The organism is Nitrospirillum amazonense (assembly GCF_029594735.1).
GTDB classification, from domain to species: Bacteria; Pseudomonadota; Alphaproteobacteria; order Azospirillales; family Azospirillaceae; genus Nitrospirillum; species Nitrospirillum amazonense.
The window spans coordinates 1433199-1444958 of sequence record NZ_JARPAF010000001.1 but is presented as its reverse complement, the minus strand read 5'-3'; the positions used below and the strand labels follow the sequence as shown (position 1 = coordinate 1444958).

Here is an 11760-nt window from a genome sequence, read left to right as displayed (position 1 = left end):
CCGCTGCATATAATTCCACCTTCCCCGACTTCGACAAGGGGCCGGGAAAATCTGCGTCAGGCCTCCACCGCCACCTTGGCATGGCGGTCGATATAGGCGCCGATGTGCTGGGCCAGGGTGGCCGCCTGCATGCGGATGTCGGGCACGGCCGTCATTTCCCAGAAGGTGCCACGCGTGACCGGGCCGATGGCGTACAGCCCGGGAACCGGCCGGCCGCCGGCATCCAGAACCCGCGCCTCGGCGTCCACGTCCAGGCCCAGGTGCAGGGGGTCGGGGCGGATGGTGCCCTGGGCCAGCAGGTCGCGCACCAGCGGATCGGTCACCCGCAGGATGTCGCACGCCGGGCCGGAGCAGTTGATGACCTGGTCGACCGGGAAGGTGATGTCGCCATCCTCGTTCCGGGGACGGTAGGTCACGCGCACCCGGCCCTGCAGGGCGTCCGGCACCTCCTCAATGGATTGCAGCCGCCCGGCGGTGACGATCAGCGCACCCGTGGCCTGCAGGGCCGTCAGCTGGGTGGCGACGGCGGGCGCCAGGCGGTGGCGGTGCACGTCCCACCAAGGGCGTAGGTGGCGCAGGAAACGCTTCTTCTCGCCTAAGGGCAGGGCCTGCCAATAGGCCACCGTGCGCGGACGCAAGCTGTCGATCACCGGCTGCCAAGCGCGCCCCGCCGCCTGTTCCTGCCGCACCAGGCGGCGCACATGGGCCAGCGCGCGGGAGAGGGAGGTGGGCATATCCGGCGGCGGCGGCACCACGTGGGGCACGGCGTCCGTATGCCGGCGAGGCAGCAGGCCACGGCGCGACAGCGCCACGATCTGCCCCTGATGGCCGCGCGCCCGCAGGGACAGCACCGTGTCGACCATGGTGAGGCCAGTGCCCACCACCAGCACACTGTCGCGCACGCCGATGTCGCGTGCCACGCTGGGTGCCCAGGGATCGGGGTGGAAGCGGCTGGACCGGAAAAAGGCGCCGTCGAATAGGTGCGGCGGCTGCGGCGGGAAATTGCCGATGGCCAGCACGGCCGCGTCCAGCTTGTATTCCCGGCCCACGTCCAGGCGCACCACCATGCGCCCGCCCTCGTGCCGCAGGGCCACGGCCGTATCCGGCACCAGGATGAGGCGACCGGCGGAGCGTGACTGCTTGGCGGCGTCCGAGATCAGCTTTTGCAGGTAATGGCCGTAGGTCTGGCGCGCGACGAAACTGGCGGGGCCGGCGCCGGCCGCCCCCGGCACCGCATCGCCCTGCTGGCGCAGCCAGGCCAGGAAATGTTCCGGCTGGTCGGGGAACGCGCTCATGTTCCCGGCCCGAACGTTCAGCAGATGGGCGGGATTGCCGGTGGCGTAGGCCAGCCCCCGACCGAAGTCGGAGGCGCGTTCGATCAACAGGATGCGGGGACAGTCGGCCCCGCGGGACAGGAGGTGCAAGGCCAGCAAAGAACCGCTGAAGCCCGCGCCGATGATGGCGATGGTCGGCCGTGTCGTCATGGGTGTTCCTACCCGGCGCCGGTGGGGCGAGCCCAAGGGGACCGCAAATTGATCCCCATGCTCAATGGCGTCCACCCCCGCTGTCAAGCGACGTTTGGCTTACATACCACATTAGAGGTACCGTGAAATTGGGCAGGCCATAGATTAGCCAAACGCCACGCTATCTATACAATTCTGGCATGGCACCCCGCCGCGCTCCATTCCAGGTCGGCGCTTGCGGGACTGCGACGATCTGCGCCATGTTTCCATCGTATGTTGAATAAAAATTTGAACACAAAAAAAGTGTTGTTCATGTCCGTCATCCTGATGGCGGACGGCGACACCCCATTGGGAGCCTTCATCCATGACCGTTTCCTCAAGGTCCCTGCCCCAGGGCAAGCAGCGCCGGGCCGCCACCGCGCTGGCGTTGATCCTGGCCGCCCCCTTATTCATCCCGAACGCCCAGGCGGCCGATCCCGCGCCGCAAAACAATGCCGCCTTGAGCGACCTGGACGAGGTGGTGGTGACCGGCACGCGGCGCAGCGACCGCACCGTCGCCTCCTCCCCCGTGCCCATCGACGTGCTGCCGGTGGATGAACTGGAAAAGACCGGCCTGGTCCAGACCACCCAGATGTTGCGCGCCCTGGTGCCCAGCTTTAACTTTCCCCAGCCAGCCAACACCGACGGCACCGACCATGTGCGCCCGGCCACCCTGCGGGGCCTGAGCCCCGACCAAACCCTGGTGCTGGTCAATGGCAAGCGCCGCCACGTCAGCGCCGTGCTGAACCTGAACGGCAGCGTGGGCCGCGGGTCCGACGCCGTGGACCTGAACACCATCCCGTCCATCGCCATCGAGAAGATCGAGGTGCTGCGCGACGGCGCCGCCGCCCAATATGGGTCCGACGCCATCGCCGGCGTCATCAACATCCGTCTGAAGGGTCAGGACAGCGGCGGCAGCGCCGCCGTGGAATATGGTGAGTACGGCGCCGGCGACGGCCAGACCGGTCGGGTGGAGGCCAATGTCGGCCTGCCCCTGCCCCGCAACGGCTATGTCACCCTGTCGGCGGAGGCCCACCGGTCGCGGCCCACGGACCGGTCCGGCGACGACCCGCGCCAGCAATACCTGACGGCCGGTGACCCGCGCGAGGCCACCTTCGACCGCCACGACAGCCGCTTCGGCGATCCGCTGGACAAGGAATACAACCTTTTCCTGAACGCCAGCCTGCCGGTGAACGACAAGGCGGAGATCTACGCCTTCGCCAGCTTGGGCCAGCGCGACGGGCAGAGCGCCGGTTTCTTCCGCCGGGCGCAGGACGTGCGCACGGTGCGGACCCTGACGCCAGACGGCTATCTGCCCTACATCACGTCCAAGCAGTTGGACCTGTCGACCACGGTGGGTGTGCGCGGCGACCTGCCGGACGCGTGGACCTACGACCTGAGCGTCGATTACGGCCGCAACCGCTTCGACTATGGCGTGGAGAATTCCGTCAACGTGTCGCTGGGCACGGCCAGCCCGCGCGACTTCCACGCTGGCGAGCTGGTGTCGGACGAGCTGGTGGGCAACCTGGATGTGCGCAAGCTGGCCCACATCGGCTTCCTGCCCGACACGCTGTCCATCGCCGTAGGCACCGAGGTGCGGCGCGAGGATTACACGATCAAGGCCGGCGAACCCGCCAGCTACATCAACGGCGGCGTGCCGGTGCTGGACGGCCCATCCAGGGGCACGGCGGCCGCCCCGGGCGCCCAGGTCTTCCCCGGCTTCGAGCCGGCCGACGCCGGCACCAACAGCCGGGGCAGCGTCGGCACCTATGCCGAGCTGGAAACCAAGCTGACGCCCGACTTCCTGGTGAACCTGGCCGGCCGCTACGAGCATTACAGCGACTTCGGCGACACCACCAACGGCGAGCTGTCGGCCAAGTACGACCTGATCTCGGCCCTGTCCGTGCGTGGTGCCATCAGCACCGGCTTCCGCGCGCCATCCTTGGCCCAATCGCACTATTCCGCCACCAGCACGGTGTTCATCAACAGCGTGCCCTATGACGTCCGCACCTTCCCGGTGACGGACCCGGCAGCGAAGGCCTTGGGTGCCGAGCCGCTGAAGCCGGAGAAGTCCACCAACTACAGCGCCGGCCTGGTGTTCCGCCCCACGGACAACTTCTATGCCACTGTGGATTTCTACCAGATTGATATCGATGACCGCATCGTGCTGTCGGAAAACCTGACGGGCGCGGCGGTGGTGCGACTGCTGGCGGCCAACGGCGTCACCGGCATTGGCGGCGGCCGCTTCTTCACCAACGCCGTCGATACCCGCACCCGGGGTGTGGATATCGTCGGCCGCTATGCCATCGACCTGGGCGACGTGGGCAGCCTGTCGCTGACCGCCGGCCTGAACCTGAACGACACGGAAGTGACGCGGGTGGAAGGCAATCCGTCGCAGTTGGCCAGCCTGGGGAGTACCGTCTTCCGCTTCGGCCGGTCGGAAAAGGGCCGCATCGAGAAGGGCCAGCCCAAGAACAAGCTGAACCTGGCGGCAACGTACGACTGGGACAAGCTGTCGACCACGGTGCGCACCACCCGCTATGGCAGCACCACCTCACTGGACAGCAGCAACCCGGCGCTGGACCAGACCTATGGGGCCAAGTGGATCACCGACATCGCCATCAGCTATCAGGTGACGAATGCCATCGGCGTGACCATAGGGGCGGACAACGTGTTCGACGTCTATCCCGACAAGGTCATCGCCGCCAACAGCACGAGCGGCATCTATCCCTACAGCAACTACTCGCCCTTCGGCTTCAACGGGGCGTTCTACTACGGCCGCGTCAGCTACAAGTTCTAAGGCGGTCAATGAGACGACGGCCGCCCCCGCGAGTTCACCGGGGCGGTCGTCTCCTTTTCCTCAGGCCTTGGGCTCCTCAGGCCTTGGGCGCGGGCTTGGGCTTGTGCGCATCGAGGAAGGCGCGAAACTGGTCCTGGTCCAAGAAATACAGTTCCAGGCACTTGTCGTAATCGGCCTTGTCCTTGATGACGCGGCAGAGGGTTTCCGCGTCCTCATTCTCCTTCTGCTGCTGAATCACCGCCTTCTTGTCGGCATCGGCCGGCGGGGCGCTCTGGGCAGCCGCAGGCAGGGACAGCAGCAGCGAAGCGGCAAGCGGGGTGCAAAGGGTGAGGGCGGAAAGGGCGCGCACCTTGGGATCTCCTGACGGCTGGAAAGACGCCCCGGGACGGGAGCGCCCTGATCAGCCGGAAGTTTAGCGGCCAATGGTTAAGGTTCAACATCCCGTTTTGATAGCCGGCGGCTATGGCGGGACACCCATAACCGGCTTGAAAGTCTTCCCGGATTTGGGCGGTGGCACCGCTGGCCGCCAACGCCCATAATGCCCTGGACTGGCAACGGCGTATCCGCCCCGTGGCCCCCGCCCCTGGACGCGTCGACGGCCCGACCCTGACCCATCCCGGCGGTGGGCCATCCGTGGGCGGTTGAAATGACAAGGGGCGAGGGGCATGAGTATGGGGGCATTGCGTACCCAAAGGGGGCCTACCCAGACGGGGCGCACCCAGACGGGGCGTATCTGGGCGACGCGTATGCGCGCCATTCTGGCGGCGTGTGGCCTGGTGCTTCTGGCCGCCTGTGCCGCCGATGGCGGCCATGGCGACGCACCAGCGTCCGTTTCCCCCGCTCCCGCCCTGGCCGAAGCTCCCCAGACACCAGAATCCCGGACGTCCGCTCTGTTCGCCCACCTGCGCGCCGACCCGGTGCGGCTGGCCATGTTCCTGCGCCGCATGCCCAAGGGCGCCGATCTGCACAACCACATGAGCGGCGGCATCTATGCCGAGAACATGGTGGATTGGGCGGCGGCGGACTCGGCGTGCGTCGACCCCAAGGCGCTGGTGCTGAAGCCAGCCCCCTGCACCGGCGGCCTGGTGCCGGCGGCCGACGCGCGGCGCGATGTCGGCCTGTACAACCGGCTGATCAACGCCCTGTCCATGCGCAACTTCGTGGCGGGTGCCGAATCCGGGCACGACCATTTCTTCGACAGCTTCGCCAAGTTCGAACCGGCGCTGAAGACCCGGGTGCCCGAGATGTTGGCGGAGGCGGCGAACCGCGCTGCCGCCAGCCATGTGCTGTACCTGGAACTGATGTGGTCCAACGGGATGTCCAAGGCGGCGGCCCTGGCCGTTCCGCTGGGCACGCCGGCCCCCGGCACCATCGCCGGCGACACCGCCACGTTCGAGGCCTGGCGCGCCAAGGTGGAACCCGGCCTGACGGCCATCATCGCCGCCGCGAAGGCGGATACCGACGCGGCGGAAGCCCAGATGCGCCACATCCTGCATTGTGGCACGGCGGACGCCCAGCCGGGCTGTGCCGTCAGCATCCGCTATCTGGCCCAGGTCATCCGCGTGCTGCCCGCCCCGCAGGTGTTTGCGCAAAGCCTGTACGGCTATGCCCTGACAGCCGCCGACCCACGCTTCGTCGGCATCAACTTGGTGGCGCCGGAGGACAACCCGGTGACGCTGAGGGACTATGGCCTGCAGATGCGCCTGCTGGGTTATCTGGGCCGGCGCATGCCGGCGGCCAACCTGTCGCTGCACGCCGGCGAATTGGCCCTGGGCCTGGTGCCGCCGGAGGACCTGCGCGACCACATCCGCCTGGCAGTGGAGGTGGCCGGCGCCAAGCGCATCGGCCACGGCGTGGACATTGGGCAGGAGATGGACGCCCAGCATGTGCTGAAGACCATGGCCGACCGGGGCGTGCTGGTGGAAATCAACCTGACCAGCAACGACGTCATCCTGGGCGTGACGGGCCGCGACCACCCCATCACCGCCTACCGCGCCTTCGGCGTGCCCCTGGCCCTGTCCACCGATGACGAGGGCGTGTCGCGCATCGACCTGACGCATGAGTATGTGCGCGCGGCGGAAACCTACGGTCTGGATTACGCCACGCTGAAGGCCTTCTCCCGCAACGGGCTGGAGCACGCCTTCCTGCCGGGCGCCAGCCTGTGGGGCACGCCGGGGCAGCTGACGGCCGCCTGCGCCGCCGATCATCCCGGCACGAGCCCGTCCGCCGCCTGCCAGACCTTCCTGGATCAGAGCCAGAAGGCCGCCCTGCAATGGCGGCTGGAGGCGGACTTCCACGATTTCGAGGCGGCCGTGGCCGCCGAGGCCGAAAGCGGCTTGTGGGGCCAGGGCCAGGGCCCTAAAACCACCGCCGCATCCCCTGGCCCATCCCCCACCTGAGCAGCGAAGCGAGACCGCGCCCATGCGCCTTCTGATCGACACCGATACCGCCGGCGATGACGCCTTTTCCCTGCTGCTGGCCCTGCGCAATCCCAAGGTGACGCTGGAGGCCATCACCATCTGCCACGGCAACGTGACCTTCGACCAGTGCGTGGAGAATGCGCTGTACACGGTAGAGGCCGCCGGCCGCGGCGGGGAGGTGCCGGTCTACCCGGGCGCCCGCCTGCCCATGATGCGCAAGCCGCTGGACGCGGCCTACGTCTTCGGCAAGGACGGCATGAGCGACGCCAATTATCCGCCGGCCAAGCAGCGGCCGGAAGCCAAGCACGCCGTCGACGCCATCATCGACACCGTCCTGGCCCACCCGGGCGAGGTCACCATCATCGCCCAGGCGCCCCTGACCAACCTGGCGCTGGCGGTGATGAAGGAACCGGCCATCGCCCAGGCCACCAAGCATTTATGGATCATGGGCGGCACCGACAATGCCGTGGGCAACGTCACCAGCGCGGCCGAGTTCAACTTCTACGTCGATCCCGAAGCCGCCAAGATCGTGGTCAACGCCGGCTTCAAGGCCAGCCTGCTGACCTGGACCCGCTCGATGGTCGAGGGTGTCATCACCAGCGCCGAGTTGGACGCCATCGCGGCCCTGGGCACGCCTGTTTCCCGGTTCTTCACCCGCGTGAACCGCGACAGCCTGGCCTTCTCGCGTGAACGCCAGCGCATCGACGGCAGCATCCATCCCGACGCCCTGACCTGCGCCTGCGCCCTGAATGAGGCCCTGGTGCTGGAGGCGGAGGAGTGCGTGGTGGACGTTGAGACGGCCGGCACGCTCACGCGCGGCTATTCCAGCGTCTCGTCCGCCATCCTGCCGGACGCGGCCGATGCCGATCCGGACCTGGTGCCCCAGGTGCCCAACATGCGCGTCATCAAGCGCGCTGACCGCGAAGGTTTCGTCCGCATGATGACGGACGCCGTCCGCTGATCCGGGGTGGCGCCGCCGCCACTACCGATGGTGGCGCTTTCTCCCGCAGCCCCTCTGGTGTAGCCTATCTGGATTAGAAATACGAACCGACCCGTTTCCAGACTACCTTAGTTAACGCACGTCCCGACACCTTCGATCGTCCAGGACCGGACAGGCGGGGGCTAGATGAGTGGCACCATCATGGACCGCCGCGCCCTGTTGCTGGGGGCTGGTTCCGCTGGCTTGGGTATGGCCCTAGGGCCGTATGCCGCCCGCGCGGTGGCGGCGCCCTTGCGTTTCGTCTACGCCGATAATGTGGTGCCCTTCAGCTATGCTGATGCGGACGGCAACGCCACCGGCCTGCTGAAAGACGATGTGGACATCGTGACCTCGGCCGCCGGCTATAGCCAGACCACCAGCCTCATGCCCTGGGGCCGTGCCCAGGCCATGGTGCGGGCCGGCCAGGCCGACGGCTTCTGCACCGTGCCCTCAGCCGATCGGGCCGCTTATGTCCAGTTCTGCCTGCAGCCGGTGATGACCAGCGACATCGGCATCTGGCACCGCCGCGACGACGATCGTTTCAAGTCGATTGGCAGCCTGGAGGAACTGGCGGCTTTCCGTCTGGGCAGCTACGTCGGCAACGGCTGGGCGACGGAGCACGTGGACGCCATCCCCACGCTGGCGGTGGTACCGGAGCCCGTCAGCGTGCTGAAGATGCTGGCCGCTGGCCGTATCGACGCCTTTGTCCATGATGAGCTGCAGATGGGCTATCTGGCCCGCGCCGCCGGCCTGACCGGCACCTTGGCCTATACCCCGCGCCCCTTCCTGGGCCAGGTGGTGCGGACCCTCGCCATCCGGCGCAGCCTGCCCGACTGCGCCGCCGTGGTGGCGGCCCTGGACGCCGCCATTCTGGCCCGGCGCGCGGACCTGGACGCCCTGGCCCGCCGCGTGCGTCTGGGCATGGCCTGACCGAAGGCGCGCTTAGAAGAACGCCGCGCCAGGGTGTAGACTGGCGTCCGTGGGAAACGGGGGCCCGCGTGGACAGGAAAAGCCGACATCAAGAAAAAGGCCTGGGGCCATGGGCATGGCGCGTGGCACTGCTGACAATCGCCCTTCTCGGTGTATGGGGGGGAGCGGACGCGTCCCCTGCACCCAGCGGCGCGCCGACACCGGTCCTGGAACTGCGCATCCCACGCCACGGGCCGTTGGATGCCAAAGCGCCCAGCATGTGCGAGGAAATCCTGCTGGCCTTGACGCGCCAGGTGGCCGGCGTGCGGTTGGTATGGTCCACTGACTGGCTGACCCATGACCGGGCGGTACAGGAACTGGCGGCGGGCCGGCTGGACACGGATTGCGGCTACTACCGCACGGCGAAACGGGAAGCCCGGATACTCTATTCCCGCCGCGCCGTCATCCGCATGGAAACGGTGCTGGCCGTGCGCACCAACGACCCGGCCGCCATCGCCACCTTCGATGAGCTGCGCGCGGCGCTGGCGGATGGACACGACACCATCCTGGTCAACGCCGGCTCCGCCTTTCTGGATCGGCTGCACCGCGCCGGCATCGAGGACCGCAACATCGACGCCTGGGCCGCGCACAGCGACACCAACCTGCGCAAATTGATGAGCGGCAGGGGCCGATTCTTCATCTTTCGCAACCCTGGCCTAACCGAGGTCATCCAGAGCAACGGCTGGGACGGGCGGATTCGCATACTGCCCCAGCCGCTGGCGGTGGAGGATCAATATATGGTCTTCTCCCGCCACCTGGATCCTGAGGTGCGGGAACGGCTGGAAGCGGGGCTGGACCGCCTGGCCGCGGACGGCACGCTGGAACGCATCGCCCGGCGCCACGCGGGCCGCGCCCCTGGGCTTTGATCCCTTAGCGGAACGCGATCATGGCTGATCGCAGCTTGCTCTAGTCCGCGTCCTTCACGCAGCGAAAGCCCACCAAGGCGGAGCGATCGCGGGAGGGGGCCATCAGCAACAGCTTGCCGTGCTGGTCGTTGCGGTAGGCCTGCGGGAAATACCAGATGGAGCCCTGGGGCTGGTACAGGCTGCCGCCGCGCAGGATGGCGGCGCGGGTGTGCTCGTCCTGGTACTCATCCGTCCACTGCCAGACATTACCCACCAGATCCTGGACACCGAAGGGGCTGGCCCCCGCCGGATGGGCGCCCACGGCATCGGGCGGCCGCACGGCGCGGCCCCGTTCCGGCACGGGCACGGCGTCATCCCGCCAGGTGTCGCCCCAGGGATAACGGCGGCCATCCCGCCCTTGCGCCGCGTACTGCCATTCCCATTCGTGCGGCAGTCGCTTGCCCGCCCAGGCGGCGTAGGCGCGCGCATCTTCCTGCGACACCCAGGTGACGGGCCGGTCGTCCCAGCCGGCGGGATAGGTGCCGCCCTTCCAATCCTTCAGGAAGTTGCGGTCGTCCTTGGGACGGTAGCCGCTGGCGTTCAGGAAACGCTTGAACTGCGCGTTGGTCACGGGGAAGCGGTCCATGAAGAAGCGCGGCAACGACAGGCGATGTTCATGATAGCGCCGCGCCTCCCCCTCCCAGGGGTAGGCCACATCGACACCGGCGCTGGTGCCGCCCTCGATCTCCAGCCCCTGGACGCGGAAGGTGAAGTCGCCGGGCGGGATTTCCACCATGCCGTCAGGCGCTGTAGCGGCGGGCGCCGTGGCTGGGATATCGACCAGGCGCTGCGGCAGCGGAGCCCACACGCGCGGTAGGTTGGCCAGATCCGTGACCGTCAGCGCCTTCATGCGCTCCATCAGTCCGCGTATAGCGGGGTCCGGCGCGCCGGGTAGCGCCAGGACGGTGCCGAAGCCCTGAGCCTCCAGCGGGAAGGACAGGAGAAGCTGATCACCCTCCCGCCGCGGTGTCAGCTCCACGCCATGGTAAAGGTCGAAATAGCGCAGGGCCGTTCCGTCCGCCGGTACGGCCAACACCGTCTGGTCCAGCGGGTGGTCGTTGCGGTTCACGATGGTCCAGGCCACCCGGCCGTCCGTACCCGGCCAGCGGCTGGCGTACACCCCCGCGGCGCGGGTGGGGTAAAAAGGCTGCCAATCGGGGCTGGACAGCAGCGGCCCCAGGCCCCGCTCCAGGGTCGCCACGCGGCGCATCGCCTCGCCATCGCGGGCGCTGACGCCGTTCCAGATGCCCCAGACGTTCTCCCACGCCTCCCAGCCGATGCCGTTGAAAAAGGCGTAGTGCAGGTCGTCGGTCTTGTCCCGGGCCCAGCGGTCCGAGATGTTGACCATGTGCCGGGGCTCCAGCCACTTGTAGCGGTCGACCTTGGGCACCGGCGCGAAGGTGTATTGGCCCCAGGACATCAGGTCCCAGGCCACGGCCTCATCCGCCAGCACCCCCTCCGGCTGGAAGGCCAGGGGGTGGCCGGCCTTGTCGGCCGCCAGGGAAAACGCCAGGGGCACGCCGTCCTGGGTGTCGCCGTTGATGCCGTCGATGCCGACCTCCCTGGCCAGCTCGGCGATGGCCTGCGGCCAGGGACGGTCCGGCGCCCGCGTTCCCTGGTCCCACATCATCATGGGTAGCAGCACACGCACGCCCCGGCGATGGAAGTCCGCCACCATGGCCTTCACCGCCGGCAGCCCGCCCGGCAGGTTGGCCACCTGGTCCAGCTGGTTGCGGTCATCGATGCCCATGTTGGGGTAATCGGGCCACAGCAGCACGGCGTCGATGCCACCGAAGCGGGCCGTCAGGTCATCCAGGTAGCGGTCGATGGTGTAGCGGCCGGCCACCGGGTCATAGAAATAGCCATCCTCCACCATCATCTGGGTCTGAACGAAACTGGTGCGCGTCCAGGCCAGGCGGGGATCGTCATAGCGGGCGGGGTCGTAGCCGATGCGGATGCGCCGTTCCTGGCGCCAATGACGTACATCCGCCAACCAGGCCTCGTAATCCGCGTTCGCGCACTCCCGCGTTCCGCCCTCCCAAGCCTCCCGCCAAGTGAGGCAGGCGGGGCCGTTGATCATCAGCTGTTTCCAGCTGCCGTAGGGCACCGCCTGGGTGTCCTGCGCCCCGGCGGCACCGGTCACAAGCATACCTAGAAAAGCGGCGGCCAGCAGGCGGCGCATGGA

General features: G+C 68.0%; 8 protein-coding genes. 5 read left to right on the top strand and 3 right to left on the bottom strand.

Annotation, left to right across the window (positions count from 1 at the left end):
• Nucleotides 1-56 precede the first annotated feature (56 nt).
• Complete coding sequence (locus P5F91_RS05785; RefSeq protein WP_145613029.1) at nucleotides 57-1484, bottom strand: FAD/NAD(P)-binding protein; 1428 nt, start codon at nucleotides 1482-1484, stop codon at nucleotides 57-59.
• 343 nt (nucleotides 1485-1827) lie between these two features.
• On the opposite strand from P5F91_RS05785, the gene P5F91_RS05780 reads away from it, so the two are divergent.
• Entirely contained in the window at nucleotides 1828-4302 is a 2475-nt protein-coding gene (locus P5F91_RS05780; RefSeq protein ID WP_277906764.1) for a TonB-dependent receptor plug domain-containing protein, read from the top strand.
• Between the two features lie 76 nt (nucleotides 4303-4378).
• On the opposite strand, the gene P5F91_RS05775 is transcribed toward P5F91_RS05780, so the two are convergent.
• Nucleotides 4379-4651 carry a hypothetical protein gene (locus tag P5F91_RS05775; protein ID WP_145620355.1) on the bottom strand — a complete coding sequence of 91 codons (273 nt, stop codon included), beginning with the start codon at nucleotides 4649-4651 and terminating at the stop codon, nucleotides 4379-4381.
• Nucleotides 4652-5048: 397 nt separating this feature from the next.
• Here P5F91_RS05775 and P5F91_RS05770 point away from each other — a divergent pair, with 397 nt between their 5' ends.
• From P5F91_RS05770 to P5F91_RS05755, 4 genes are all read left to right on the top strand, one after another.
• The gene (locus tag P5F91_RS05770) at nucleotides 5049-6701 is read left to right on the top strand and encodes an adenosine deaminase family protein (RefSeq protein WP_277906763.1); all 1653 of its coding nucleotides are present in this window, start codon (nucleotides 5049-5051) and stop codon (nucleotides 6699-6701) included.
• Nucleotides 6702-6723: 22 nt separating this feature from the next.
• Nucleotides 6724-7683 carry a nucleoside hydrolase gene (locus tag P5F91_RS05765; RefSeq protein ID WP_277906762.1) on the top strand — a complete coding sequence of 320 codons (960 nt, stop codon included), beginning with the start codon at nucleotides 6724-6726 and terminating at the stop codon, nucleotides 7681-7683.
• A 165-nt stretch (nucleotides 7684-7848) separates the two neighbouring features.
• Nucleotides 7849-8631: a substrate-binding periplasmic protein gene (locus tag P5F91_RS05760; protein ID WP_277906761.1), complete on the top strand. Its 783-nt coding sequence runs from the start codon at nucleotides 7849-7851 to the stop codon at nucleotides 8629-8631.
• A 257-nt stretch (nucleotides 8632-8888) separates the two neighbouring features.
• Nucleotides 8889-9536 carry a substrate-binding periplasmic protein gene (locus tag P5F91_RS05755; RefSeq protein WP_145613023.1) on the top strand — a complete coding sequence of 216 codons (648 nt, stop codon included), beginning with the start codon at nucleotides 8889-8891 and terminating at the stop codon, nucleotides 9534-9536.
• Between the two features lie 40 nt (nucleotides 9537-9576).
• Here P5F91_RS05755 and P5F91_RS05750 read toward each other — a convergent pair whose 3' ends face one another.
• Nucleotides 9577-11757, bottom strand: coding sequence for a formylglycine-generating enzyme family protein (locus P5F91_RS05750; protein WP_277906760.1), 2181 nt, complete (start codon nucleotides 11755-11757; stop codon nucleotides 9577-9579).
• Nucleotides 11758-11760 lie beyond the last annotated feature (3 nt).